This window comes from Novosphingobium sp. (assembly GCF_030699305.1).
Lineage (GTDB): Bacteria > Pseudomonadota > Alphaproteobacteria > Sphingomonadales > Sphingomonadaceae > Novosphingobium.
In genome coordinates this window covers 19086-45352 of sequence record NZ_JAUYNB010000037.1, presented here as the reverse complement: position 1 = coordinate 45352, position 26267 = coordinate 19086, and the positions used below count along the sequence as shown (strand labels likewise).

The 26267-nt window shown below is 65.4% G+C and carries 25 protein-coding genes and 1 tRNA gene; 15 read left to right on the top strand and 11 right to left on the bottom strand.

Annotated features, from left to right (window positions below):
- Position 1: 1 nt before the first annotated feature.
- From Q8Q53_RS14400 to mtgA, 4 genes are all read left to right on the top strand, one after another.
- Entirely contained in the window at positions 2-952 is a 951-nt protein-coding gene (locus tag Q8Q53_RS14400; RefSeq protein ID WP_305702480.1) for an RluA family pseudouridine synthase, read from the top strand.
- A 99-nt stretch (positions 953-1051) separates the two neighbouring features.
- The gene (rpoH, locus tag Q8Q53_RS14395; protein WP_305702479.1) at positions 1052-1975 is read left to right on the top strand and encodes an RNA polymerase sigma factor RpoH; all 924 of its coding nucleotides are present in this window, start codon (positions 1052-1054) and stop codon (positions 1973-1975) included.
- A 134-nt stretch (positions 1976-2109) separates the two neighbouring features.
- On the top strand, positions 2110-2640 hold the full coding sequence (locus Q8Q53_RS14390; RefSeq protein WP_305702478.1) for a MarR family winged helix-turn-helix transcriptional regulator: 531 nt from the start codon (positions 2110-2112) through the stop codon (positions 2638-2640).
- Between the two features lie 56 nt (positions 2641-2696).
- Positions 2697-3377 (top strand): monofunctional biosynthetic peptidoglycan transglycosylase, encoded by a 681-nt coding sequence (mtgA, locus tag Q8Q53_RS14385; RefSeq protein WP_305702477.1) that lies wholly within the window; start codon positions 2697-2699, stop codon positions 3375-3377.
- Between the two features lie 3 nt (positions 3378-3380).
- Here the strand turns inward: mtgA and Q8Q53_RS14380 are convergent, their stop codons facing one another.
- Both Q8Q53_RS14380 and Q8Q53_RS14375 read right to left on the bottom strand, forming a co-directional pair.
- Complete coding sequence (locus tag Q8Q53_RS14380) at positions 3381-3641, bottom strand: hypothetical protein (RefSeq protein ID WP_305702476.1); 261 nt, start codon at positions 3639-3641, stop codon at positions 3381-3383.
- A gap of 106 nt (positions 3642-3747) precedes the next feature.
- Complete coding sequence (locus tag Q8Q53_RS14375; protein ID WP_305702475.1) at positions 3748-6447, bottom strand: TonB-dependent receptor; 2700 nt, start codon at positions 6445-6447, stop codon at positions 3748-3750.
- A 329-nt stretch (positions 6448-6776) separates the two neighbouring features.
- On the opposite strand from Q8Q53_RS14375, the gene Q8Q53_RS14370 reads away from it, so the two are divergent.
- Both Q8Q53_RS14370 and Q8Q53_RS14365 read left to right on the top strand, forming a co-directional pair.
- A complete protein-coding gene (locus Q8Q53_RS14370; RefSeq protein WP_305702474.1) occupies positions 6777-7730 on the top strand; it encodes a cation diffusion facilitator family transporter in 954 nt (317 codons plus the stop codon).
- Between the two features lie 26 nt (positions 7731-7756).
- The gene (locus Q8Q53_RS14365) at positions 7757-8242 is read left to right on the top strand and encodes a nuclear transport factor 2 family protein (RefSeq protein WP_305702473.1); all 486 of its coding nucleotides are present in this window, start codon (positions 7757-7759) and stop codon (positions 8240-8242) included.
- A 46-nt stretch (positions 8243-8288) separates the two neighbouring features.
- Here Q8Q53_RS14365 and clpX read toward each other — a convergent pair whose 3' ends face one another.
- On the bottom strand, positions 8289-9545 hold the full coding sequence (gene clpX / locus Q8Q53_RS14360) for an ATP-dependent Clp protease ATP-binding subunit ClpX (protein ID WP_305702472.1): 1257 nt from the start codon (positions 9543-9545) through the stop codon (positions 8289-8291).
- A 160-nt stretch (positions 9546-9705) separates the two neighbouring features.
- Positions 9706-10398 carry an ATP-dependent Clp endopeptidase proteolytic subunit ClpP gene (clpP, locus tag Q8Q53_RS14355; protein ID WP_305702471.1) on the bottom strand — a complete coding sequence of 231 codons (693 nt, stop codon included), beginning with the start codon at positions 10396-10398 and terminating at the stop codon, positions 9706-9708.
- A gap of 171 nt (positions 10399-10569) precedes the next feature.
- Between clpP and Q8Q53_RS14350 the strand changes: the two genes are divergently transcribed.
- From Q8Q53_RS14350 to Q8Q53_RS14340, 3 genes are all read left to right on the top strand, one after another.
- Positions 10570-12066 (top strand): amidase, encoded by a 1497-nt coding sequence (locus Q8Q53_RS14350; RefSeq protein WP_305702470.1) that lies wholly within the window; start codon positions 10570-10572, stop codon positions 12064-12066.
- Positions 12063-12650 carry a Crp/Fnr family transcriptional regulator gene (locus Q8Q53_RS14345; protein WP_305702469.1) on the top strand — a complete coding sequence of 196 codons (588 nt, stop codon included), beginning with the start codon at positions 12063-12065 and terminating at the stop codon, positions 12648-12650. The genes Q8Q53_RS14350 and Q8Q53_RS14345 overlap by 4 nt, the downstream gene beginning before the upstream one ends.
- Positions 12651-12740: 90 nt before the next feature.
- Positions 12741-12926 carry a DUF2892 domain-containing protein gene (locus Q8Q53_RS14340; RefSeq protein ID WP_305702468.1) on the top strand — a complete coding sequence of 62 codons (186 nt, stop codon included), beginning with the start codon at positions 12741-12743 and terminating at the stop codon, positions 12924-12926.
- Positions 12927-13029: 103 nt separating this feature from the next.
- Here Q8Q53_RS14340 and tig read toward each other — a convergent pair whose 3' ends face one another.
- The 3 genes from tig to sppA form a co-directional block, all read right to left on the bottom strand.
- Positions 13030-14577, bottom strand: a complete 1548-nt coding sequence (gene tig, locus Q8Q53_RS14335; protein WP_305702467.1) for a trigger factor — start codon at positions 14575-14577, stop codon at positions 13030-13032.
- Positions 14578-14631: 54 nt separating this feature from the next.
- Positions 14632-14716 (bottom strand) — tRNA-Leu (locus Q8Q53_RS14330).
- 108 nt (positions 14717-14824) lie between these two features.
- Positions 14825-16708 (bottom strand): signal peptide peptidase SppA, encoded by a 1884-nt coding sequence (gene sppA, locus Q8Q53_RS14325; RefSeq protein WP_305702466.1) that lies wholly within the window; start codon positions 16706-16708, stop codon positions 14825-14827.
- Between the two features lie 146 nt (positions 16709-16854).
- Between sppA and Q8Q53_RS14320 the strand changes: the two genes are divergently transcribed.
- Positions 16855-17859: an aspartate carbamoyltransferase catalytic subunit gene (locus Q8Q53_RS14320; protein WP_305702465.1), complete on the top strand. Its 1005-nt coding sequence runs from the start codon at positions 16855-16857 to the stop codon at positions 17857-17859.
- Positions 17856-19088, top strand: coding sequence for a dihydroorotase family protein (locus Q8Q53_RS14315; RefSeq protein ID WP_305702464.1), 1233 nt, complete (start codon positions 17856-17858; stop codon positions 19086-19088). The genes Q8Q53_RS14320 and Q8Q53_RS14315 overlap by 4 nt, the downstream gene beginning before the upstream one ends.
- A gap of 64 nt (positions 19089-19152) precedes the next feature.
- Here the strand turns inward: Q8Q53_RS14315 and Q8Q53_RS14310 are convergent, their stop codons facing one another.
- From Q8Q53_RS14310 to Q8Q53_RS14300, 3 genes are read right to left on the bottom strand one after another with little or no spacing between them, the layout of a single operon-like run.
- Entirely contained in the window at positions 19153-20619 is a 1467-nt protein-coding gene (locus Q8Q53_RS14310; RefSeq protein ID WP_305702463.1) for a lipopolysaccharide assembly protein LapB, read from the bottom strand.
- Between the two features lie 30 nt (positions 20620-20649).
- Positions 20650-21174: a hypothetical protein gene (locus tag Q8Q53_RS14305; protein ID WP_305702462.1), complete on the bottom strand. Its 525-nt coding sequence runs from the start codon at positions 21172-21174 to the stop codon at positions 20650-20652.
- Positions 21175-21191: 17 nt separating this feature from the next.
- Positions 21192-21911, bottom strand: a complete 720-nt coding sequence (locus tag Q8Q53_RS14300) for a ParA family protein (protein ID WP_305702461.1) — start codon at positions 21909-21911, stop codon at positions 21192-21194.
- Positions 21912-22157: 246 nt separating this feature from the next.
- On the opposite strand from Q8Q53_RS14300, the gene Q8Q53_RS14295 reads away from it, so the two are divergent.
- From Q8Q53_RS14295 to bfr, 3 genes are all read left to right on the top strand, one after another.
- Positions 22158-23258 (top strand): SPOR domain-containing protein, encoded by a 1101-nt coding sequence (locus Q8Q53_RS14295; RefSeq protein WP_305702460.1) that lies wholly within the window; start codon positions 22158-22160, stop codon positions 23256-23258.
- A gap of 81 nt (positions 23259-23339) precedes the next feature.
- A complete protein-coding gene (locus tag Q8Q53_RS14290) occupies positions 23340-23534 on the top strand; it encodes a bacterioferritin-associated ferredoxin (RefSeq protein WP_305702459.1) in 195 nt (64 codons plus the stop codon).
- A gap of 107 nt (positions 23535-23641) precedes the next feature.
- On the top strand, positions 23642-24121 hold the full coding sequence (gene bfr / locus Q8Q53_RS14285) for a bacterioferritin (RefSeq protein ID WP_305702458.1): 480 nt from the start codon (positions 23642-23644) through the stop codon (positions 24119-24121).
- Positions 24122-24128: 7 nt separating this feature from the next.
- Here the strand turns inward: bfr and der are convergent, their stop codons facing one another.
- The gene (der, locus tag Q8Q53_RS14280) at positions 24129-25517 is read right to left on the bottom strand and encodes a ribosome biogenesis GTPase Der (RefSeq protein ID WP_305702457.1); all 1389 of its coding nucleotides are present in this window, start codon (positions 25515-25517) and stop codon (positions 24129-24131) included.
- A gap of 124 nt (positions 25518-25641) precedes the next feature.
- Between der and Q8Q53_RS14275 the strand changes: the two genes are divergently transcribed.
- Positions 25642-26256: a CHAP domain-containing protein gene (locus tag Q8Q53_RS14275; RefSeq protein WP_305702456.1), complete on the top strand. Its 615-nt coding sequence runs from the start codon at positions 25642-25644 to the stop codon at positions 26254-26256.
- The last annotated feature ends 11 nt before the right edge of the window (positions 26257-26267 follow it).

Here is a 26267-nt window from a genome sequence, read left to right as displayed (position 1 = left end):
GATGATTGAGGGGGAATCCATCATTTCCGGCGTGATCGCCAGCGGCGGCCAGCGGCTCGACAAGGCACTGGCCGATGCCAGCGGGCTGTCGCGTGAGCGGGTCAAGGCGCTGCTGGGTGAAGGCCGGATCGCGCTGGACGGGAAAGCCGCGACGTCGGGTTCGGTCAAACCGGCGGAAGGCACGCCCTTCACCATCACCGTCCCCGCCGCGATCCCCGCCGAGGCGCAGGCGCAGGACATTGCGCTGACCGTTGCCTATGAGGACGAATACCTGATCGTGGTCGACAAGCCCGCCGGGCTGGTCGTCCACCCCGCCGCCGGGAACCTTGACGGCACGCTGGTCAATGCGCTGCTGCATCACTGCCGGGGGCAGCTGTCGGGGATAGGCGGGGTGGCCCGCCCTGGCATCGTCCACCGGATCGACAAGGATACCTCTGGCCTGCTGGTCGTCGCCAAGACCGATGCCGCGCACGAAGGGCTGGCCGCGCAGTTTGCCGATCATTCGATCGAACGCGCCTATCTGGCCGTGGTCGGCGGACTGCCTGCTCCCATATCGGGCACGATTCGCGGCGCGATTGCCCGGTCGAATCACGACCGCAAGAAGATGGCGCTGGTCGAAGATGGACGCGGCAAGCACGCCGTCACCCACTACAAGTTGCTCGAACGGCTGGATTCTGCCGCACTGGTGGAATGTCGGCTGGAAACCGGGCGAACCCACCAGGTGCGCGTTCATATGGCGTCAATTGGTCATCCTTTACTGGGTGATCCGGTATATGGACGCACACCTTCACGGCTTCGCCCCTTGCTCAACCAGCTTCACTTTCACCGACAGGCCCTGCACGCTGCCGTGCTGGGCTTTACCCACCCGGTCACCGGAGCAGCGGTTCGCCTTGAAAGCACGCTGCCCACCGACATGGCGGGGCTGTTGGTCGAATTGAGGGCACCAAGCTGATGCATTGGTGTAAATAGAAAGCCTGTGTGGCCGCCGCCGGGGGATGCCTCTAAAGGGTCCTGCAAAGGTGGGCCGACGTTGAAAGGACGAGAGAGTCTTATGCCCGAACGCAAACGTAACCTGCCAGCCAGCAGCGGTCGTTCCACCCTGCCCAGCCTGGGCGGGGAACAGAGCCTCAACCGCTATCTGACAGAGATCAAGAAGTTCCCGGTGCTGACCGCTGAGCAGGAATACATGCTCGCCAAGCGCTATGCCGAACATCAGGATCCCGAAGCGGCCGCCCAGCTGGTCACCAGCCACCTGCGGCTCGTGGCGAAGATCGCCATGGGTTACCGCGGCTATGGTCTGCCGGTGTCGGAACTGATTTCCGAAGGCAACATCGGCCTGATGCAGGGCGTCAAGAAATTCGAACCCGATCGCGGTTTCCGGCTGGCGACCTATGCGATGTGGTGGATCAAGGCGTCGATGCAGGAGTTCATCCTGCGGTCGTGGAGCCTGGTGAAAATGGGCACCACCGCTGCCCAGAAAAAGCTGTTCTTCAACTTGCGCCGGATGAAGAAGAACCTCGACGCGTATGAGGATTCCGATCTTCACCCCGAAGACGTGAAGACCATCGCGACCAAGCTCGGCGTGTCAGAGACCGAAGTGGTCAACATGAACCGCCGGATGATGATGGGCGGCGATGCCAGCCTCAACGTCTCGTTCAACGAAGACGGCGAAGGCCAGTGGCAGGACATGTTGCAGGATGATCGCCCGCTGCAGGATGAAACCGTGGCCGAAGGGCAGGAAGCCAGGATCCGGCACGCCTTGCTGACCGAAGCCATGTCCAGCCTGAATGAGCGCGAACGCCACATCCTCACCCAGCGCCGCCTGATCGATGAACCACAGACGCTGGAAGAATTGAGCCAGGAATACAGCGTCAGCCGCGAACGCGTCCGCCAGATCGAGGTGCGCGCCTTTGAAAAGCTGCAAAAGGCGATGCTGCGGATCGCGGACGACCGCCGCCTGCTGCCCGCCGCCTGATCCCGCCACCTGATCCCGATGCCCAGCCGCCCCTGCCCGTGTGGACCGGGGGCGGCGGGTTCGGGAATTGAGCATTGCTGCATCGTGCGCTAAGGCCGCTTCGCGCCCCGCTCCCCAGGAAAGCCAGCCCACTCGTGGAAGACCAGATCGCAGTTCCCGCTCCGACCACCCCCGCCGCACGCCCCGCGCGCGCAGACGGCCACGATGGCCGCTCGACCCGGTCGGACAACATCAGGCTCGCCGGGCTGGAAGGCATCGTCGGCCTGCACCTGGGGATCGGCCATTCGCTGCTGGTCCAGCGGCTCGATCCCAAACTGAAAGCGCTGGGGCTGACCGCCAAGCAGGTCACGATCATGTGGCTGGTGGAAGCCAACCCGGACATCACCCAGATCGAGATCGGCCGGTTCCTGGCGATCGAACGCTCGACCATCCACCAGTTCACCCGCAGCCTGTTGAAAAACGGGATGATCGAGGTGGTGCAAAGTGAAACCGATGGCCGCTCCAGCCGGATCGAACTGACCGGCAAGGGCCGTGACAGTCTGGCCCGCGCGCGCAAGGTGATCGTCGCGCACGAAGCGGAAAACACCGCCCAGCTGACCCCGATCGAACGCCGCCTGCTGCTCGACCTGCTGTTCAAGCTGGGCGGCGCGATGACATCGGGTTAAGCCACGGCCCGATGCTGCGCTTCCTGAAACCATCCCGCCCCCGCGCCAGTCAGGGCATGGCCTATCGCGCGGGCTGGATTCTGGGCCGCGCGATCATCTGGTTCCTGGTCATCAGCGTGGGCCTGACCGTGATCTACAAATGGGTGCCGGTGCCGATCACCGTGACCATGATCGCTGACCCCAACGGTTTTACCAGGGACTGGGAACCGCTCAGCCGGATTGACCGCAACATGGTCGCCGCGGTGATCGCGGGCGAGGACGCGAAGTTCTGTGCGCACAACGGCTTTGACGCCGAAGCGATCGAACAGGCGATGGAGCGCAACGCCAGGGGCGGCCGCCTGCGCGGCGGTTCCACCATCAGCCAGCAGACCGCCAAGAACGTGTTCCTGTGGCAAGGCACCGGCTGGACCCGCTATGCCCGCAAAGGGCTGGAAGTGTGGTTCACCTTCCTGATCGAACACATCTGGGGCAAGCGCCGGATCATGGAAGTGTACCTCAACGTCGCGGAAACCGGGATCGGCACCTACGGCGTCGAAGCGGGGGCGCAGCGCTATTACAACAAGGGTGCCGCCCGCCTGAGCCGGGTCGAAGCCGCCCGCATCGCCGCCGCCCTGCCCGCGCCCAAGCGCCGCGCCGTCACCGGCGCCACCGGCTTCACCCGCCGCCACGGCAACGCCATCGCCGCACGCAGCAGCGTGGTCCGCAACGAAGCGCTGGACGCCTGCGTTTACGACTGAACGTTAGCTGCCTGGATCGCCAAGCTTGATGGCCACCAGCACCAGCCACAGCGCCAGCATCAGGCCGAACAGAACCCATTCGGCCCGTTTGCTGCGCGGGGGATAGGCCTCGAGCGAGCGACGCTCCTCCATGAAGCGCTCCGCAGCACCGCTCTGCAACTCTGCCAACCGCCGGGCATGATTCCGGCGCCTGCGCTGATTCAGCACAGGCCCGGCAATGATTACGGCCAGGTAAGCCAGCAAGAACATCCACGAATCAGCCATTTACCATTCGTATGTCGCGCGCACCCGCGCCGCAAGCGCACAAACAAAAAGGGGCAGCACCGCAGTGCCGCCCCTTCGCATTGGGTTGGTTCCGGTCCCGGCGGGATCAGAACTTGAACACCACCGTGCCGCTGACCGTGCGCGGAGCGCCGATCTGGACGAAGCCCGGCGAGCCGTAGGACGACACACCCGTGGTGCGGTTGAAGGTGTTCGACTGCACCAGACCGCCGCCGAAGCCGCCGACGTAGAAGCTGTCGGTCAGGTTGTAGACGTTCAGCTGCAGATAGGTCTGGTCGTTCAGGCCCAGCCCTTCGAGGCTGAGGCGCATGTCGAGGTTGACCAGCCAGTAGGCCGCAGCCGTCGCGCCATAGATCTGGCCGGTGGCAGCAGACTGCGCATTGCTCAGCGACGGCGTCAGGCCGGTGCTGGTCTTCGCGCCCAGCGGCACGAACGAGCCCTGGAAGGTGGCTTCGTTGGTGTCATAGACATAGCGTTCGCCGGTGCGCTTGGCAGTCAGGCCGATTTCCATCGGGCCGAACTTGCCGCGCACGGTGCCGCCCCAGCTGTACTTCGGCGCGCCCGCTTCGCGCTTGCCCGCGGTCGGGGCATAGATCGGCGAGCCATCGGTGTTTTCACCGATCACGATGTTGTCGCGAATTTCCGACTTCATCACGCTGCCGAACGCATAGAGCGTCAGGAAGTCAGCCGGCTGATAGGCGACATAGCCGTCCACGCCATACTTCTTCACGTTGCCCAGGTTGCGATAGACGTTCTGGTCCAGCACCGGATCATAGGCGCTGGCAAGGCGGTTGCGGAACTGGTTGTAGTAACCAGAGACCGACGCCTGGATCTTGCCCGAGCGATAGCGCAGGCCCAGATCGAAGTTGTCGGTGGTTTCCGGCAGCGGCTTGGTTCCGGCGGTGCCCGGCGCGAAGTAGAACGCGTTGTAAAGGCTGTCCGTGCCCGGAACCGACAGGCCCTGCGAGAAGTTCGCGAACACGCTCAGGTCATCGACCACGCGATAGGTGAACCCGACGTTCGGCAGGATCTTGCTGAAGTTGAACACGCGCTGTTGCGGACCGCTGACGGCCGGGTTCAGCGTGGCATAGGCTGAATTGAGCGCGCTGTTGGTGCCGAAGCAGTCCAGGAACCCGCCCGCCGAGGTGGTGAAGCAGTTCTGGTTCAGATCGCGGCGGAAGAACGGGGCACGCACCCCGGCGGTCACGGTCAGGCGATCATCCATGAACTGGCCGCGATATTCACCCGACACCTGATGCAGCACCGCATAGGACAGGCGATCACGCTTTTGCAGGATGGCACCAGTCGAATCCTTGAGCCCGGCGTTGACCGGGAACACGTCGAGCGGCTCACCCGTATAGGCCACCATCCCGACTTCACCGGTCTGGCGGTGACGCGCACGGTCGAACGTGTAGGTCAGGCGCAGCGTGTTGGATTCGTCCATTTCGTACCGCAGACCGGCGATCACACCGATGCGGTGCGTCTGGGTCTGGCTGGGGGCCAGCACGGTGACGCTGTCGAGCATGTCGCCATCGCCGTTGATGTCACGGCCGAAATACGGACGACCGCCGATATAGCCGGTAACGCAGTTGTTGGTCGCGCTGGTCGGCGTGGTCCGGCAGGCTGCCAGGTTGGCGGTGCCGCCAGCCGGGTTGATGTCGCGCAGGCCCTCTTCGCCGGTCACGGTGCCGCCGCCGTTGGCCTTCACATACTGATAGCTCGGCTCAACGTTGAGGATCAGGTTGTCAGCCAGCGTCAGACGCAGCTGGGCGCGGACGTTGCCGGTGTTCGACGGGTTGTAGCGCCGATCGAATTCGGTGCCGCAGTTGCTGGCCGCCTGTGCCGTGCCGTTGACGCCATCGGGGATCATGCAGGGTGCGTTGATGGTGTAGAAGCGTTCCAGCTTGGTGATCGGAAAGCGGTTGCCCGACAGCGGGCCGGCATTGCGGCCGGTCTGGTTGGCAATGCTCTGCGTGGTGTCGGTGCGCAGCGGCAGCGAACCGAAGAAGTTGTTGCGGTTCTGGTTGTAGTGGCCCGACAGCGAGAAGAAATCGTCGCCGCCCAGCGGCTGATAGATCTTCGCGTTGTACTGCTGCTTGGCAACCTTGCCATAGTTGTTGAACGGGTTGTCGTTGGTCGCGCGGCTGGCCGACGCGAACGCCCGCAGGCCGCTTTCGGTCAGATCGCCGGTTTCCACCTTCACGAAGATGCGCATGAAGTCGAACTCACCGGCCGAACCCGACAGCATGATGCCCATGTCGTGATCCGGCTTCTTCGAGCGCAGGTTGACGGTGCCGCCAACGGCCGAAGCGGTCGGGCTGTCAACATCGGTGGTGCCCAGGTTGACGTTGACCTGTTCGATCAGTTCCGGGTCGATCTGCTGGTTCGAATAGATCGCATAGTTGCCCGAATCGTTCAGCGGCACACCGTCAAACGTCAGGCTGATGCGGTCGGACGAGAACCCGCGGATCGAGAGCGTGCCGCCCGCCGAACCGTAAGCGTCGTTGTTCTGGAAGTTCACGCCCGGGATCTGGTTGATCGTGTCCAGAATGGTCTGGCCGGGGTTCTGGCGCTGGATATTCTCGGCCGTCAGAACGGCCTTGGCCTTCGACGTGTCGGGAGCGGACACGCCGCCAACTTCCTGGGTGCCGCTGCGGGTCCCGGTAACGATGATTTCCTTTTCGAAATCGACGGAACCGACCGACTGGGCGAACGCCGGGGTGGCAAGAGCGGCGACACCGATGGCAAGGCCACTGGTGGCGGCAGTCAGGGCAATGTTGAGACGCATGGCGAGGTAAATCCCTGTTATGGAACACTGAAACTGGCAGGACAGCCGCTCCGCGAATCGCAGATAGGCGCGGTCTGGCGACGCTCATACAGGCGCTGCGGGGTGGCTAGACACCCCCAATGTTACAGTTATGTGACGACCACGACCCCCGGATTGGCGGGAAATTCGGCAATCCTGAAACGTCATTTCGCGACACGCCTGCATGACGTAATGATCGTGCGCAAAGGCAGTCCGATCCGTGCTTTTCCAAACTGCGGGGCAAGTGCCGCTCGCGACGATTCTTGCTGCACTGCGGTATTTGTGCAACGCTGGCGGCGAAGGGGCTTAACTTGGCTGCGATCCACCATCACCACGCGGATGACAATCCGCACGCATCCGTGCCGGGGCTAGGCCATCACCACCACCCGCCGCCCGGCAATCACGGCCCCGCGTTCGCCATCGCGGTGACGCTGAATGCCGCGTTCGTGGTGGCCGAAGTCATTGCCGGATACATCAGCGGATCGACCGCGTTGCTGGCGGACGCCGGACACAACCTGGGCGATGTCCTGTCGCTGCTGCTGGCGTGGGGGGCCAGCGTCCTGGCGGCGCGGCCTGCGCCTGAGCGCTATACTTACGGCTTCAAGAACACCTCGATCCTCGCGGCGATCGCCAATGCGGCGCTGCTGTGGTTTGCGCTGGGCGCGGTGCTGGTCGAAACGCTCCGCCGGCTGTTCGATCCGCAACCGGTGGCGGGCGGGATCATGATGATCGTGGCGGCCGTGGGCATCGCGATCAACCTGGGTTCTGCGCTGCTGTTCATGCGCGGCAGCAAGGGCGACCTGAACTTGCGCGCGGCGTTCCTGCACCTGCTGGCCGACGCAGTGGTTTCGGCCAGCGTGGTGTTTGCCGGCCTCGCGATCCTGCTGACGGGACTGAGCTGGATCGACCCGGTGGCCAGCCTGATCATCACCGTCGGGCTGGGCTGGACCAGCTGGGATTTGCTGCGCGATGCGGTCCGCATGGGCCTGCTGGCGGTACCGCGCCACATCGATGAAGCGGCGGTGCGCGCGGTCCTGCTGGAACAACCCGGTGTGACCGCGCTGCACGATCTGCACATCTGGCCGATGAGCACGACCGAAACCGCGCTGACCGCGCACCTCGTGATGCCGGGTGGCCATCCCGGCGATGCGTTCCTGCGCGAACTGGGTGAAGTGCTGGCGCACGGTCACCGGATCGATCACGCGACGATCCAGATCGAATGCAGCGCCGCCGATTGCGCATTGGTCCGCCACCACCCACATTAGCCGGAAGGTTGCATAAGGATCCTGGAATGACTTCACGTTTCTGGCTGGCCGCCGGCCTTGCCACGGTTGCCATCACCGCCCCCGCTCTTGCTCAGGATGACCACAAGCCCCTGTTCCAGGCCCGCTATACTGAACTGCGCACCGCGCTTCAGGCGAAGGACACGGCCACCGCCCGCGCGATCCTGGCGCCGGGATACGAGTTGACCGATATTCGCGGCGAAGTGCAGAACGCCGATGCCATGCTGGAACGCACAGGCCGGATGCCGGGCGGCGCATCGCCCTCGTTCGCCACCGAAGTTCTGGCCGCCACGGTCAATGGCCCGCTCGCCACGGTCGAGCAGAAGCTGAGCGCCGGGATGACCCGCCCCGGCAGCGATGCCAAAATGGAACTGGAAGTCACGTCGACCGACACCTGGGTCCGGCAGGGTGAAACATGGCTGCTGTGGCGCAGCAAGCAGACCGAAATGATCGTCAAGCGTGACGGCGAAGTGATGTTCAGCCAGAAAAACTGAAGCGCCGGGTTTTAGCGGGTGGCCGCCGTGGACGGTCGAGGCGGCGTCAAGCCGCCTCTTCCTGGGCCTTCACCACGCGGATCGGCTCCTTGCGCCCTTCGACCACGTCCTTGTCCACCACCACTTCGGCGATGTCCGTTTCGGTCGGGATATCGAACATCGTGTCGAGCAGCAGCCCTTCGACGATCGAGCGCAGCCCGCGTGCGCCGGTTTTCCGGTCGATCGCCTTTTTCGCGATCGCTTCCAGCGCGTCGTCGGTAAACGTCAGCGTGACGTCTTCCAGTTCGAACAGCTTGGCATATTGCTTGATCAGCGCGTTCTTCGGTTCGCGCAGGATCTGGACCAGCGCCTCGATGTCGAGGTCTTCCAGCGTGGCGATCACCGGCAGACGGCCGACGAATTCGGGGATCAGGCCGAACTTCAGCAGATCTTCCGGCTCAGCCTTTTGCAGCAGTTCGCCGACTTTGCGCTTTTCCGGATCGGCCACATGCGCGCCGAACCCGATCGAGCGCTTTTGCAGCCGGTCGGAGATGATCTTTTCCAGCCCCGCAAACGCCCCGCCGCAGATGAACAGGATGTTGGTGGTGTCCACTTGCAGGAACTCCTGCTGCGGATGCTTGCGCCCGCCCTGCGGAGGCACGCTGGCGGTGGTGCCTTCCATCAGCTTGAGCAGGGCCTGCTGCACGCCTTCGCCCGACACGTCGCGGGTGATGCTGGGGTTTTCCGCCTTGCGGCTGATCTTGTCGATCTCGTCGATATAGACGATCCCGTGCTGCGCCTTCTCGACGTTGTAGTCGCTGGCCTGGAGCAGCTTGAGGATGATGTTTTCGACATCTTCGCCGACATAGCCCGCTTCGGTCAGCGTCGTGGCGTCGGCCATCGTGAAGGGCACGTCGAACGTCTTGGCCAGGGTCTGCGCCAGCAGCGTCTTGCCGCACCCGGTCGGCCCGACCAGCAGGATGTTGGACTTCGACAGTTCAACTTCGCCGCCCTTGCCGCTGTGCTTGAGGCGCTTGTAGTGGTTGTGCACCGCCACCGACAGCACGCGCTTCGCCCGGTCCTGCCCGATCACGTAATCGTTCAGTGTTTCGAAGATGTCCATCGGGGTGGGAACGCCGCCGTCCTTCTTGCCGGCGATGCCCGCTTTGGTCTCTTCGCGGATGATGTCGTTGCACAGTTCAACGCATTCATCACAGATGAACACCGTCGGGCCGGCAATCAGCTTGCGCACTTCGTGCTGCGATTTGCCGCAGAAGCTGCAATACAGCGTGCTCTTGGCGTCAGATCCGGTCAGTTTGGTCATGCGCTTTCCTAATGCCCCTCGCCCGGAAGGGACTCGCCCCGGAGTGTAGCCCGGCGCGTTCAATTTTCAATCCTGCGCCGTAGCGCGTGTCATATTGCGGTCACCTGAAGCGGCACGGTGGACGAATCGTTACCGTGCCGCGTCGGGGTTACCGCTCGGTTCAGTCCGGCGCGCCGCCCGTGCCAGACTGGATGCCCACCGCATCGCTATCCGGACGTGCTTCAAACACCTTGTCGACCAGACCAAACGCCAGCGCCTCGTTCGCGTCGAGCCAGTTGTCGCGGTCCACGGCGGCTTCGATCTCTTCCAGGCCCTTGCCGGTATACTTGGCATAAAGCTCGTTCAGCCGCTTGCGCAGCCGCAGGATTTCGCGGGCCTGGATTTCGATGTCGCTGGCCATGCCGCGCGCGCCGCCAGACGGCTGGTGGATCATGATCCGCGCCTGCGGCAGCGCAATGCGCATCCCCGGTTCGCCTGCCGCCAGCAGGAAGCTGCCCATCGAACAGGCCTGACCGATGCACACGGTCGACACGCGCGGGCGGATGTATTGCATCGTGTCATGGATCGCCAGACCCGCCGTGACGACGCCGCCCGGCGAGTTGATGTACATCGAAATATCCTTGCTAGGATTTTCCGATTCCAGGAACAGCAACTGCGCGACGATGACCGAGGCCATATGGTCCTCGACCTCACCGGTCACGAAAATGATCCGTTCACGCAGCAGGCGCGAATAGATGTCAAAGCTACGTTCGCCGCGGCTGGACTGTTCGACCACCATCGGGATGAGCGCACCGGTAATGGGGTCGCGGGTGAACTTGCCTTGGGCGCTGGGCGAACCGAACAGATCGATCATGGGTTTCCTCGTTGATTGGCCTGCCTATGTCGTCCCTGTCGCGCCGATGTTCAAGGGCGTTAACCGATTGTCTCACGCGGTTCCCGGCTGACCGGGCGGAGATCGTCCAATCGACTGCTCGACACCGCGCCGACGGCAAACTAGCCTGCACCCCAGACAAGGGGGCGTCCGATGCGTTATCATATCCTGCCGTTGCTGGCTGTGTTGTCCGGCTGCGCGGCGCTGCCGGTGGTACCGCGCAGCGATCTGTCCACGCCCACCGGGCAGGTTTCAGCCTATCTCCAGCGGATCGAGGCGGTGGATGACACCGGCCCGGCGATTGGCGCGGTCATCGCGATCAACCCCGACGCCCTGAAACAGGCGCAGATCGCGCAAGGCATGGCCGGAGCGCTGGCGGGCAAGGCGGTCTTGTTCAAGGACAACATCGAAACCGCCGATCCGATGCCCACCACTGCTGGCTCACTGGCACTGAAGGACAACGTGACCGGGCGCGATGCGCCGCTGGTCGCGCGGCTGCGCGAACGGGGCGTGGTGATCCTGGGCAAGACCAACTTGTCCGAATGGGCCAACATCCGCTCCCCCAATTCGCAATCGGGGTGGAGCGCGGTCGGCGGGCAGACCCGCAACCCCCATGCGATTGACCGCAACCCGTGCGGATCATCCAGCGGCAGCGGCGCGGCGATTGCGGCGGGGATGGCGTGGGCCGCAATCGGGACCGAAACCGACGGTTCGATCACCTGCCCTGCCAGCGTCCACGGGATCGTCGGGTTCAAGCCCACCGTCGGCCTGATCAGCCGCACCCATATCGTGCCGATCAGCCACAGCCAGGACACGCCTGGGCCGATGACCACCACGGTCCGGGACGCCGCGCTGCTGGTCAGCGCCATGGCCGGGTCCGATCCGCTTGATCCCGCCACCGCCCGCGCGGACCTGCATGCCGGGGATTTTGCCGCCGGGATCGAGGCTGCCAGTCTGGCGGGCGTGCGGATCGGGGTGCTGCGCAAACAGGCCGGTAACGACGCGCGGGTGCTGGCGGTGTTCGATTCTGCGCTGGCGGACCTGACCGCCGCCGGGGCGGTGCTGGTCGAGGTGCCGTTTGAATGGGACAACGCCCTGTTCCGCGATGAAGGGCTGGTGCTGTTTTATGAACTCAAGCACGATCTGACGGCCTATCTGGCGGGGCTGCCGGGCAATCCGCCGGTGCGTTCGCTGGCCGACGTGATCGCGTTCAACACCGCCAATGCCGCCACCGAACTGCGCTGGTTCGGGCAGGAAACGTTTGAACGATCGGACAAGCTGACGGACCGGGCGGCCTATGCCAAGGCGCGCGAAAATTCGCTGCGGCTGGCGGGCAAGGACGGGATCGACAAGCTGCTGGCCCAGCATCAGGTGACGCTGCTGGTCACGCCGACCGAAGGCCCGGCCTGGCCGATCGACTATGTCACCCGCGCCAGTGCCCTGCCGGGCATCGGGGCCGGTTCGCTGGCCGCAGTGGCCGGCTATCCGCACCTTTCGGTGCCGATGGGGGCCGTTGAAGGGATGCCGGTGGGCCTGTCGATCATGGGGGCGCAGTGGCAGGACAAGGCCGTGCTCCACGCCGGCGCCGCCTATGAACGCGCGCGCACCGCCGCCATTCCGGTCGCCACCTTGAAACGGTGGGGTGAATGAGCGCACTGCGCATCCCGCAAGGCACGGTGCTGTTCCGGCCAGAGGCGGAATGCGCCGGGTTCGTGCTGGTCCACGCCGGTTCGGTCAAAGTATCGCTGACCGCTGAAAATGGCCGGGAGATCGTGCTCTATCGCGTCCGGCCGGGTGAGATCTGCCTGCAAACCTTTGGCTGTCTGGTCAATCACACCCGCTATTCTGCTGAAGGGGTGGCCGAAACTGACCTGGAACTGGAAGTGATCCCGGCGGGCGAGTTTCGCCGCCGGGTGGCGGAGGACAGCCCGTTCCGCGAACACCTGTTCACCGCCGTCGCCGCCCGCTTTGCCGATCTGGAGCGGCTGGTGGAAGACGTTGCCCTGTCCAGCGTGACCGAACGGCTGGCCCGCGCACTGCTGCGGATGGCGGGCGACAGCATGATGATCGATGCCACCCACGAAGCGCTGGCAACCGAGATCGGCTCTGCCCGCGCGGTCATCAGCCGCCAGTTGGGGGCGTTCCAGCGCGACGGCCTGATCGAGATCACCCGCGGCCATATCGCGCTGCGCAATCGCCCGCGCCTGCAAGACCTCGCCCATCTGGCCGACTGAAATATATTTCGCGCTGTGTGACTATGTCACCGACACCGCCGCCCGGCCATGCCACAACCACCGTGTCGCAATTCAAGAAGGGTGAACACCATGGCTCGCAACGAAGGCTCCATCGACCGCGCAGTGCGGATTTTCCTCGGCATTTTCCTGATCGGCATGGCGCTGTCCGGCGTCACCGCATGGGGCTGGGTTGGCGTGGTGCCACTGCTGACCGGGCTGATCGGCGTTTGCCCGGCCTATGCGATCTTCGGGATCAACACCTGCAAGGTCCGCTGATCCGGAGGGGCGCCCTGGGTCGCACCGGCACAGCAGAACGGCCTGGCGCAGGGTAACCCGCGCCAGGCCGTTCGCTTGTTCGTTCGGCCGAATGGCCGGAAGCTTACTTCTTCGGCGCAGCCTTCTTGGCGGGAGCCTTCTTCGCCGGAGCGGCTTCAGCGTCGCCTTCAGCCTTGGCAGCAGCCTTCTTCGGCGCGGCCTTCTTGGCGGGCTTGGCTTCTTCGGCAGCGGCTTCAGCCGGAGCGGCTTCAGCTTCGGCCTTGTCAGCCTTCTTCTTGGCCGGAGCCTTCTTCGCGGGCTTGGCCGGAGCGGGAGCCGCACCGTCTTCCGCTTCGATTGCGGCCTGCAACTCGTCGCGGGTCACTTCGCGTTCCGTGACTTCGGCCTTGTCGAACAGGAAGTCGACGACCTTGTCTTCATACAGCGGCGCGCGCAGCTGGGCGGCGGCGAGCGGGTCCTGCTGGATGTATTCGGCAAAGCGCTGGCGGTCTTCCGGGCGATACTGCTGCGCGGCCTGCGCCAGCAGCATCTGCATTTCCTGCGCGGTCACTTCCACGCCGTTGGCCTGGCCGATTTCCGACAGCAGCAGGCCGAGACGGACCCGGCGCACCGCGATTGACTGATAATCAGCCTTTTCGGCTTCGATTTCCTTCAGCGCGGCTTCGGTGTCTTCCTCGTTCTGCGCTTCCTGGAGCAGCTGCTGCCAGATCTGGGCGAATTCGGCTTCGACCATGCTGGGCGGAACTTCGAAGTCATGACCGGCGGCCAGCACGTCAAGCAGCTGACGCTTCATCTGGGTGCGGGTCAGTCCGGCCGTTTCCTGTTCAAGCTGGCCGCGCAGCAAGCCCTTGAGCTGCTCCATGCTTTCCAGCCCCAGGTTCTTGGCGAACTCGTCGTCCAGCTTGGCTTCGCCGGCAACCTTCACCGCCTTGACGGTGATGTCGAACGTGGCGTCCTTGCCCTTGAGGTTTTCCGCCGGATAATCAGCCGGGAACGTCACGGTGATGGTCTTTTCCTCACCTGCCTTTGCGCCCACCAGCTGCTCTTCGAAGCCGGGGATAAAGCGGCCAGCGCCCAGTTCCAGCGCGGTGTCCTGAGCGGCACCGCCGTCGAATTCCACGCCGTCCAGCTTGCCGACGAAGTCGATCACGACCTGATCGCCGGTTTCGGCCTTCTTGCCCTTCTTGGCATCGACGAAGTTCTTCATGCCCGAAGCCAGACGTTCCAGCTGCTCGGTCACTTCGGCGTCAGCCACGGCTACGGTCAGCTTTTCCAGCTTCAGCCCATCGAGCGAGGGCGCGGCGATGGTCGGCAGCACTTCCAGGCTGACGGTCAGTTCGGCGTCCTTGCCTTCTTCATAGCCTTCGCCCAGCGCAACTTCCGGCTGGGTGGCGGGGCGCAGCTTGTGGTCGGCGACCAGCTTGTCCATCGCATCGCGGATCGAGGTGTTCAGCGCTTCCTGGTGGATCGCCGGACCGTGCATCTTCCGGACCAGATTCGCCGGCACCTTGCCGGGGCGGAAACCGGGCATCCGCACTTGCGGAGCAATCTTGGTCACTTCGCCCTCGATCATGGCGGCGATGGCGCTCGCCGCGATCGTCACCGTGTAGGCGCGCTTCAAACCCTCGTTGGTGGTCTCGACAATCTGCATGACAATAGAAGCCTTCTCAATCACATCCGTCCCGCCGGAAATGGCCGGGCATACTGGTGCGGGCGAAGGGAATCGAACCCCCACATCTTACGATACTGGTACCTAAAACCAGCGCGTCTACCAGTTCCGCCACGCCCGCAGCCGACGAGAGCCCAAAACACCGGCCGCTGGGCTGCGGCCAGAAAAATCCGGAATCAAGCGCCGCCCCTTAGTGGCAAGGTTGCCAAAGGGCAAGCGCGCAAGGTGCCTAAGGCGCCAGCCCGAACAGCACCGCTGCCCGTTGCAGCAGCGACAGCGGCTCAGGCGCGGCCGTGCGGACCGTCGGCACCGGGCATTCCAGACAATAGGCCTGCGCCCCGCGCGTCCCCATCAGCCGCACCAGCTGATCGGCGGCCCGCGCGAATTGGACCTGCTGGCGCTCGGCTGCCAGTCCGGCAAAGTCACGCACCAGCACCCGTCCGCCGGCTTCATCATCGCCGCCCAGCCGTTCCAGCAGCGAGGCATAGGGATCGGCGGCGGTGCCATAATGGCGCGCGTGCCATTCGGTCAGCTTGGCCTGCCCGGCCACCCAGGCCACGGCATCGTCCAACCCGCCAAAGGCATCGACCAGCCCGGTCTGGCGCGCCGTGCCGCCATCCCAGACGCGGCCCTGCGCCAGCGTATCGACCTGCTCCACCGTCTTGCCGCGCGCTTTGCCGACCAGGGTCAGAAAGCGCGTGTAATTGCTTTCGATATTGGCCTGCAGCATCTGATCGACTTCCGGGGTCAGCCCGCTCAGCAAGTCCGGCTGGCCCGATAGCGCCGTGGTCCGCACGCCGTCGCCCTTCACGCCGTATGCGGCCAGCGTGCGTTCAAAGCTGGGCAGGATGGCGAAAATCCCGATCGAGCCGGTGATCGTGGCCGGTTCGGCAAAGATCCGCTGCGCCGGGGTGGATACCCAGTATCCGCCGCTGGCCGCGACATTGACCATCGACACGGCAATCGGCTTGCCCTTGGCCTTGAAGCGGTTGACCGCCGTGCGGATCTGTTCGGAGGCCATGACCGAGCCGCCGGGCGAATCGACCCGCAGCACCAGCCCGGCCGGATCATCCTCGGCAGCGGCATCGATCAGCGCGGCGATCCGTTCGCCGCCAGCCGTGCCGGGTCCGGCATCGCCATCGACGATCTCGCCCGCCACGGTCACCACCGCCACGGCCTTGCCGGGTTCCTTCTCCGGATGCGCCGCCAGCAGCGCAGCGGGCCGGGAATGGGCGAACGCACCGGGCAGGTCATCCATAGGGTCCTTGCCCGCAAGGGCCTTGACCCGCTCACCAAATGCCACCTGATCGCCGATCCGGTCGACCAGCCCCGCCGCCAGCGCGGCTTGTGCGGCATCGCCGCCGGATGCTTTCAGCCAGCCGACCGGATCACCCGTGACCCGGGCGATATCGGCCTTGGGGCGGGCCTTCTTCACATCGGCCTGCCAGGCCTCCCAGATCGCGGCATAGATCGCGCGGCGGGCCTGCTTGGATGCTTCGGACTGGCTACCGTAAAGGTAAGGCTCCACCGCGTCCTTGAACGTGCCGACGCGGTAGACGTGGGTGTTGATCTTCAGCTTTTCGAGCAGCGGCCCGAAATAGAGGCGGTTGCCGCCCGGCCCCATAACGAACGCGCCGCCCAGCGGATCGACCCAGACTTCGCTGGCATGGGCCGCCAGCATCACGCCGTCGTCGCTGTAGCCCACTGCCCAGGCCAACACCGGCTTTTTGGCGGCGCGAACCGTGTCGAGCGCTTCACCCAGTTCCTGCATGTGAACCAGCCCGCCGCCCGTAAACCGCGACAAATCGAGCACCACGGCCTTGATCCGGTCATCGGTGGCTGCCAGCCGGATCGCGCGGGCCAGATCGCGAGCGCGATATTCCTTCATCGGCGCGTCACTCGACAGCAGCGCCTCAAACGGGTCCTGCACGCTGGGTTCTTCGACCACCGCGCCGTCCAGTTTCAGCAGCAACGCGCCGTCCTGCACCCGTCCGGCGCTGGGCCGCGCGGTCAGCACGGCGTAAAGCCCGAAGAAAAACAGCAGCATCAGCAGCAGGACCAGCGCGTCCTTGATTGCGACAAGCAGGTGCCAGACCTTGCGGGCAAAAACCATCCGGGTTCCTTAGGATTGCGTCGCATCCGCCATAGCACCCACGGGCCCAATGGCGAGTCCACCATCGACCAAGCGCAATTGTCCACCGGCAAAGGGGTTTTTGGTGCTTGAGCCAAGCCGCTGCGGTGTCTATTACACCGTCTTCAATGACATCGCCAGATACCCGCCCGCACCAAGGCAGCCCGGACCGCTATCCAGCCGGTTCCGCCGCCTTCCCGCACCGTGACCTGACGGGGCTGGCCGGACTCGCCCCGTGGGAGCTGCTGTACCTGCTGGATGAGGCGCAGCAGTGGGTCGAACTCAACCGCCAGTCGCACAAGCGGGTGGACCGGTTGAAGGGGCTGACGATCATCAACGCCTTCTTCGAAAACTCCACCCGCACGCTGCTGTCGTTCGAGATTGCAGGCAAGCGGCTGGGCGCGGACGTCGTCAATATGCACGCCGCGCAATCGAGCGTGAAAAAGGGCGAAACGCTGATCGACACGGCGATGACGCTGAACGCGATGCACGCCGATGCGATCGTGATCCGGCACCAGTCATCGGGCGCGGTCCAGCTGATCGCGGACAAGGTCGATTGCCCGGTGCTCAACGCCGGGGACGGCCAGCACGAACACCCCACGCAAGGGCTGCTCGATGCGCTGACGATCCGCAACGCCAAGGGCGAGATCGCCGGCCTGAAAATCGTGATCTGCGGCGATATCCTGCATAGCCGGGTCGCGCGGTCGAACATTCACTGCCTGACCACGCTGGGCGCCGACGTGCGCGTCTGTGCGCCCCCCGCGCTGATGCCCGCCGATATCGAGGCGCTGAAAGTCACTCCGTTCCACGATTTCAATGCGGCGCTGGCCGGGGCCGACGTGGTGATGATGCTGCGGCTGCAACAGGAACGGATGGAGGGGCAGTTCATCCCCTCCCCCCGCGAATACCGCCACCTGTTCGGGTTGTCGCTGGATCGGCTGGCCCGGGCGAAACCCGATGCGATGGTCATGCACCCCGGCCCGATGAACCGCGGGATCGAGATCGACAGCAATGTCGCCGATCTGGCTGACCGCTCGCACATCACCCGGCAGGTCGAAATGGGGGTCGCCATCCGCATGGCCTGCCTTGACGTGCTGACCCGCAAGGCGCGCGGGCTGGAGGGCTGGGCATGAGCAATCCGGGGCCCATCACTTTCACCACTGGCCGGATCGTGCTGGCCAGCGGCGAACCCGTATCCGGCGCGCTGCGCGCGGCTGACGGACGGATCGTGGCGCTGGGCGATGTCGCGCCCGAACCCGGCGATACGGTCATCAATGCCAGGGGCGCACTGATCGCGCCGGGGCTGGTCGATCTGGGCGTGTTCACGATCGACAAGCCCGCGTTTCACTTTGGCGGGATCACCCGCGCAGCGCTGATGCCGGACCAGAACCCGCCGCTCGACCGGCCTTCGACCGTGCGTTACGCTGCGCAATCGGGCAAGCCGGACTTGTGGGTTCACCCGCTCGCTGCCGCGACGCGCGGACTGGAAGGGCGCGAGCTGGCCGAACTGGCGCTGATGCGCGAGGCTGGTGCCAAGGCCGTCTCGACCGGGCGGCGCTGGATTGCGGATTCGGGCACGATGCACCGCTTGCTGTCCTATTGCGCGATGCTGGGCCTCACCGTGATCACCCATGCCGAGGATGGCGGGCTGACCGGCCACGCCGTGGCGACCGCAGGCGAAATGGCCACCCGGCTGGGTCTGCCCGCTGCCCCGCCAGAGGCTGAGGCGCTGGCGATTGCGCGTGACCTGACGCTGGCCGGGATGACCGGCGCGCGGCTCCATTTCCGGCAAGTCACCACCGCCCGCGGCCTGGCGCTGGTGCGCGCAGCCAAGGCGCGCGGATTGCCGGTGACGGCGGGCGTCACCCCCGCGCATTTCATGCTGTCAGACATTGCCATCGGTGATTTTCGCACCTTCACCCGCCTGTCCCCGCCGCTGCGCAGCGAGGCCGACCGGCAGGCGGTGCGCGCCGCACTGGCCGACGGGACCATCGACGTGATCGCATCGGGCCACGATCCGCGCGGGCCGGAAGACAAGCGCCTGCCCTTTGCCGATGCCGAACCGGGCATGGCTGGCGCAGAAACGCTGCTGCCGCTGACGCTGGGGCTGGTCCGCGATGGAGTGATCGACATGGCCCGCGCCTTTGCGCTGATCGCCACCAACCCCGCGCGGCTGCTGGGGGTCAACGCCGGGCAGCTGGTGGCCGGGGCCGAGGCTGATATCGCCCTGATCGATCCGGACCGCCCGTGGGTGGTCGATTCGGACAAGATGGCCGCAGCGGCAGGCAACACCCCGTTCGACAAACAGGGCGTGCAAGGCCGCGTCACCGCGCTGTTCAAGGGCGGCAGCCCGGTCGGCTAGAGCAACGCAAAACCCCCGCCGCAATGCGACGGGGGCCTTGATGATCGCTAAGAAAAACGTCCGATCAGTGGCGACGGGCCATGGCCAGACCGTTGGGGTTCTTGGCCGGGGCGGGAGCGGCCTTCTTCGGCGCAGGCTTGGCGCGGGCCAGCATCGGCGCAGGCGCCTTGCCAACGGCGTTCGGCTGGGTTGTGTAAGCAAAGCACACGCCGCCGCGCGCCTTGACGCTGGAGCACATCCCCTGCGCGCCGGACGCGTTCAGTCCGGCGGCGGCAACGCGCCAGTAATCGCGGCCCTTCACCTTGGCGGGTGTGATGACCATGCGGAAGTTCTTCAGCTCCGGATTCTTGGCGGCATAGTAACCCCAGGCGCGGCGCGCGCCCTGCGGGCTCTTGAAGCTGCCCAGCTGGACCGCGTGTGCGCCGCCGGTGGCAGCCGCCATGCGATAGGCCGGAGCCGCCTTGGGCGCGGCCTTGGCCGCGGCCATCGTGCGCGGAGCGGCTTTGGCCTGATAGCGCGTCGGCAGCGCCTGCACGACCGGGTTGGAAACAAACGTCATCCCCGCCTGCTGCACCGCCGCCGGGGCAGGCGCGGCATAGACCGGGGCTTCGGCCGGTGCAGCGGGCACGGCTTCGACCGGTGCATAGCTGGCCAGTTCGGCTACTGCGGCCGGCGAAACATCGGCCACGGCCGGCAGTTCGGCCGGTGCGGCGGCATAGGCCGGGACCGGCGCGGGCGCAGCGGCCGCCACCAGCGGCGCGGCGCTGCGTTCGGCGGCAAGCTGTTCGGCCGCCGCGCTGTTCGCCAGCGCCAGCGTAGCCGGCTGGCCCGGATCGGCGCGCAGCGGGGCGCTCAGCAGTGCGGCGATGCGCAGTTTGTGATCTTCCGGCCTGGCCTTCATCGCCCAGTCCGAAATGCGCCCATCGACCAGATTGGCGGGAACGTCCTGCGCCACCATCGTGCGCGCTTCGCGCCAGCGGCCATCCAGCGCATAGGCATAGGCCAGGTTCTGGCGCACCTTGACGGAGTTTTCACCGCCACGCAGCGCGTCGGCCAGCACGGCCACCCCCCGGCTCGATTCGCCCGACAGCGCCAGCGCCAGCCCCAGGTCGCTGGCCGGAATGGCATCGCGCCAGTCATCCAGAATGGCCACGGCCGCGCGGGAATTGCCTGCCGCAACGTTCGCCAGCGACAGCGCCAGCGCGGTCTTGCCGGTGTTGTCGCCCAGCTTCATCGCATCGTCCAGCGTGGTCACCGCCGATTCGAACCGCCCGGCCCGCAAGTAGGCCTGCCCCAGCAGCGCCCGGTAGGACGGCTCGCGCGGGTTGCCCGCGACCGCCGTTTCGGCCAGCGCAATCGCCTTGTCGATCTGGCCCTTGCCCAGCGCCACTTGCGCGGCAGCCAGCGATTTGTCCGGGCTGGGCTTGGCGACCACTGCGCCGGAAAACGATCCGCCCGCAATGGCGATTGCGGCGATGGCGCCGACAAGTCCAAGCGGCAGGGCGGTGCGACGGATGCGATTGACAGTCATGGGAAATCTCCCCTTTTCGTCCAGAAGTCGTTAGCTGCGCTGTTGCTTGACCAGTTGAGCGGCCAGCGCGGAAATATCGGGCAATTCATCAAGCAGGCGATCGAGTGCATCGGTCACCAGCTGCTGCGCACTGCGGTTGCGAACCGTGCAGGCCAGCCGCAGTTTGAGGTGACGTTCGGCATCGACCCGCAGCGTGAACGCGGCGCGGCGGCCGTCGGCCAGCGCTGACCGGCGCGGCTTCGCCACCCGGCGCACCGCTTCGCGCTGCTGCCGCACCACTTCGGGCACGGCTGGCGCAGGAATCGGCGCTTCGGGCACGATGGCGACAATGTCTGCCTGGACCGGAACATCGCGCGGTGCCGCTTCAACGGCGGGCGGCACGTCATGGCCCATGTCGTTCCAGCCCAGATCGTCCAGCTGCCGGGCAGCCGAATCCTGGCTGAACGCCGTATCGTGGATGAGCGGCCCAAGCTGCGGACGCATCGCCGGGCGGGCTGCACCCTTGCGGGCCAGCAGGCGCGGGCTGAGTGAAGCAAAGGCTTTCGGTTCGGTCATGCCCCCCGGCACTCCGATCAGGAACCGGCCACGCGGCGGCCGAAGCCACCAGCGGGACGGTGCGCACCGGGAACCATCGTCATGCTGGTCGGCGCGGCGAACACGGTCCGGCGGAAGTTCTTTTCCAGGCGATCCGAAATGTAGCTCCACAGCGCGGTGACTTCCGCTGCGCTGCGGCCGTTGGGATCGACTTCCATCACCGTGCGGCCATCGATCATCGAGGCGGCGAAATCGGTGCGGTGGTGCAGTGTGACCGGGGCCACGGTGCCATGCTGCGACAGCGCAACGGCGGCTTCCGATGTGATCTTGGCCTTGGGGGTCGCCGCGTTGACCACGAAGATCAGCGGCTTTCCGGCGCGTTCGCACAAGTCCACCGTCGCCCCCACAGCGCGCAGATCATGCGGGCTGGGCCGGGTCGGCACCACGATCAGTTCGGCGACCGAAATCACGCTCTGGATCGCCATCGTGATCGCGGGCGGGGTATCGATGACGGCCAGCTTGAAGCCCTGCTGGCGCAGGACCGCCAGATCCGCCGCCAGCCGCGCCACTGTGGTCTGGGCAAAGGCGGGATATTCCGCCTCACGCTCGTTCCACCAGTCGGACAGCGAACCTTGCGGATCGATGTCGATCAGGACAACCGGGCCGGCGCCAGCGCGCTGGGCCTGCACGGCGAGATGCCCGGACAAGGTTGTCTTGCCTGATCCACCCTTCTGCGATGCCAATGCGAGTACGCGCAAAACCAAATCCCCCTTAACTGCGGCAATTCCAAATAGACCTGCCGAGAGGGATCGCAGAACGTTCCTAATTTAGGGTTAACACGCGACTGGTCCGATTGGGGAAGACCCTCATCCGTTACCAGAAAACATCTGTTAACCCGGCCTTCACTATGCCAGTTAACCCTGACATCAGGGCGATGGCTTACCATCGGTCGTCCGGGGCGCCCGCAGGGGTTAACCGGCAGCACCAGTTACGGGGATTTCGGCATGAACCGCAAAATCGCATGGAGCGCCGCACTGGCCGCCGCCGGGGTGATTCTCTCACCCGCCGCGCTGGCTGATACCAAGGCCGGGGTCGATGCCTGGACGCGCGGTGATTTTCCCGCTGCGGTCAAGCAATGGCAGGCCAGCGCCGCGCGCGGCGATGCCGATGCGCAGTTCAATCTGGGTCAGGCCTACAAGCTGGGCAAGGGCGTCAAACCGGATCTGGTTCGGGCCGAAGAATACTTTGGCAAAGCCGCCGCGCTGGGTCATCTGCAGGCGTCGGACAACTATGGACTGCTGCTGTTCCAGCGGGGTGAACGCCGACAGGCGCTGCCGTTTATCCGGGCAGCGGCGGATCGCGGCGATCCGCGCTCGCAGTACCTGCTGGGAATTGGTCATTTCAATGGCGATATCGTGCCCAAGGACTGGGTCCGCGCTTATGCGCTGGTCAGCCTGGCCCAGCAATCCGGGCTGGAACAGGCCCGCACCGCGCTGACCCAGATGGATCAGCATGTCCCGCTGGCGCAGCGCCAGGAAGCGGTTGCGCTGTCTGCCGAACTGCAAAGCCAGACCGAGGCCACCCGCGCCCGGCAGTTCGCATCGGCCGATCTGGGCAATTCGATCCCCAATGTCGCGGCGGCTCCGCCCGCCAGTGTGGCGCCCGTCACCGTGCCGCGCGCGCCCACCGTTGCGGCAGCAACGGACGCAGTCGCCCATGCCAGCCGCGTCGCCGGAACCGATAGCCCCGCTACCGCCGGGGCAGACTATGCCCGCCCGGCAGCAGCCACCCCGCCCCCGGCCACCACGGCTGTCCGGCCAGCCATACAGCCGCCCCGGCCGGTCACCGCGCCCGTTGCTGCGCCGACCACCGCCAGCGGCCCATGGCGCGTCCAGCTGGGTGCGTTCGGGGTTGCGGCCAATGCCGATGCGCTGTGGGCACGGCTGCGGCTGCGTCCGGAACTGGCGGGACATCCCCGGATCAACGTGGCGGCAGGTGCGGTCACCAAGCTTCAGGCGGGCGGGTTCGCCAGTGAGGCCGCCGCCAGGGCAGCATGCACCAAACTGGTCGCCAGCGGCTTTACCTGCATCCCCGCGCGCAACTGACCTGAGCGGACGCGCAAATGCCAGTTGCTATTGCGATCTATTCGCATTACACCGTCGCGACTCTACAAAAAGAGGGCTGCGATGTTCATCTGCGTCTGCAATGCCATTCGTGATACCGACTTGCGCGCCACCGCGCGGCAGTGCGCTGGCGGCGTCGATGCCGTCTATGCCTGCATGGGCAAGGCCCCGCAGTGCGGGCAGTGCCTCGACGAAGCCGCCGAAATCCTGATCGAAGAACGGGAACTGGCCCGCGCGGAGCAATTGACACCCGCCTGACCAGCGCGGGCCACGGCCTTCCACTGCGTATGCCCCTGCTCTCTGCCCCTTGCCCCTGACCGCAGCGGGGCGCATATTCACGTCATTCCCGATCACAGGAGCATCCCATGAAGGGCGACCCGCAGGTCATCGAATTCCTCAACAAGGCGCTGCAGAACGAGCTGACCGCCGTCAATCAGTACTGGCTGCATTACCGGATGCTCGACAACTGGGGCGTGTCGAAACTGGCCGCGCACGAACGCCACGAATCGATCGACGAGATGAAGCACGCCGACCAGCTGGCGGAACGCATCCTGTTCCTGGGCGGCCTGCCCAATTTCCAGTCGATGGGCCGGCTGCGGATCGGCGAGACGGTCGAGGAAATCCTGAAAGCCGATCTGGCGCTGGAACACGATGCCCTGCCGCTGCTGAAAGACGCCGTGGCGCATTGCGAAACTGTGCGCGACTATGTCAGCCGCGACCTGTTCGGTGCGATCCTTGCGAGCGAGGAAGAGCATGTCGATATGCTGGAAACCCAGTTCGAGATGATCGAACGGATGGGCCTGCAGAACTACATCCAGCTGAACAGCGCCCCGCCGGAGGACTGATCCAGACCTATTTCTTCGTCGCGAACGGGTTCTTGGCGGTGCGCAAGGTCAGCCGCACCGGAACCGCATCAAAGCCCAGTTCGCGGCGAATGCCGTTGATCAGATAGCGCTGATAGCTGGTCGGCAGTTCATCCAGCCGGGTGCCGAACAGCACGAAGCCGGGCGGGCGGGTCTTGGCCTGCGTGATATAGCGCAGCTTGATCCGCTTGCCGCCGGGGGCGGGCGGCGGGTTCTTGGCCAGCGCATCGTCGAACCAGCGGTTGAGCGCCGCCGTGGGCACGCGCTTTGACCACGCGGCGCGCAGTTCGAACGCCGCCGCGATCAGTTCATCCAGCCCTTTGCCGGTCCGCGCCGAAACCGCCAGCAACGGCAGCCCGCGCACTTGCGCCAGTCCTTCGTCGAGCGCGGCGCGCACGCCATTGTACAGGCCCGATGCCCCTTCGGCGACATCCCACTTGTTGATCGCGATGATCAGCGCGCGGCCTTCTTCCAGCACCATCGACGCGATTTTCAGATCCTGATGTTCCAGCCCGCGCGTGGCGTCGAGCAGCAGCACGACCACTTCGGCAAAGTCGATCGCGTGGCGCGCATCGGCCACGGCCATCTTTTCCAGCTTGTCGATCACTTGCGCTTTCTTGCGCATCCCGGCCGTGTCGATCAGCCGCACCGGGCGTTCCTCGCCGCTGGCGGGATCGGTCCACATCCAGTCGACCGCGATCGAATCGCGCGTGATCCCCGCTTCCGGGCCGGTCAGCAGCCGGTCCTCGTGCAGCATCGCGTTGATCAGCGTGGACTTGCCCGCGTTCGGACGCCCGACGATTGCCAGCTTGAGCGGCGCGGACGGATCATGCTCTTCGCCGTCCTCGTCCACTTCAAACGGCTCGAATTCGGGCTGCTTGTCGTCGAGATGCGGCATCAGCGCCTCGAACAGGTCGGCCAGACCCTGCCCGTGTTCGGCCGACAGCGGCACCGGATCGCCCAGCCCCAGCGCGAAGGATTCATACAGGCCATGGTCGCCCGCCTTGCCCTCGGCCTTGTTGGCAACCAGCACCACCGGCACGGTCGACTGGTGGAGATAGCGGGCGATTTCCTCGTCCAGCGGGGTCAGCCCGGCGCGCGCGTCGATCACGAACAAGGCAAGGTCCGCGCCCTGCAAGGCGGCTTCGGTCTGCTGGCGCATCCGGCCGGGCAGACTGGCCTCATCCTCGTCCTCCCACCCGGCGGTGTCGACGATGATGAAATCCAGCCCAAGCAGGTGCGCCTCACCAAACCGGCGGTCGCGGGTGACCCCCGGCTGATCGTCGACCAGGGCGAGTTTCTTGCCCACCAGCCGGTTGAACAGCGTGGATTTGCCCACATTCGGGCGACCAATGATGATTACTTGCGGCAATGCCATGCGCCGCACCTGACCGCACCGGCAACAATTTGCAAGGATTTGCAGCGCCACCGACAAATCGTTGCCGGTTTGTTTACCAAACCCCGCAGGCAGCCCCTAACCTTGTCCTGCCATACCCGTTGGCATGACGGGAAGATTTCTACTTGCGACAGGACTGGCAATCGCGGCGCTGGCAGCGCCCGTTTCAGCCGTGTCGGTCGGATTTGACGACAGCCGGCTGGTTTCCGGCGGGGGCAGCAGCCAGTTGCCGCCCTATCTGCAATGCGTGCCCTATGCGCGGCAGGTATCCGGGATCATGATCTTTGGCGATGCCCACACCTGGTGGGGTCAGGCCGCGGGCCGTTATGCGCGCGGGTTCACGCCCAAGCCGGGTGCGGTGATCGCATTCAAGCCGCACGGCAATTCGCGGCTGGGCCATGTCGCCGCCGTCAGCAGAATCGTCGATTCGCGCACCCTGCTGATTCGTCACGCCAACTGGAGCCCGATCAACGGGCGGCGCGGGCAGATCGAAAACGACGTCAAGGTGATCGACGTGTCACCGGACAACGACTGGTCGGCCGTGCGCGTCTGGTATGCTCCGCTGGGACAGCTGGGCGGCACCCACTGGCCGGTGGAAGGGTTCATCTATCCGGCAAAGGCCAGGCAGGCTGAACGTCTGGCGATTCGCAACGTGGCGACCACAAGCCAGCGCAGCAACGATCCGATTGCCGATATCATCCGCCGGAAACTGGGCTTCTGAACCGGCGGCCA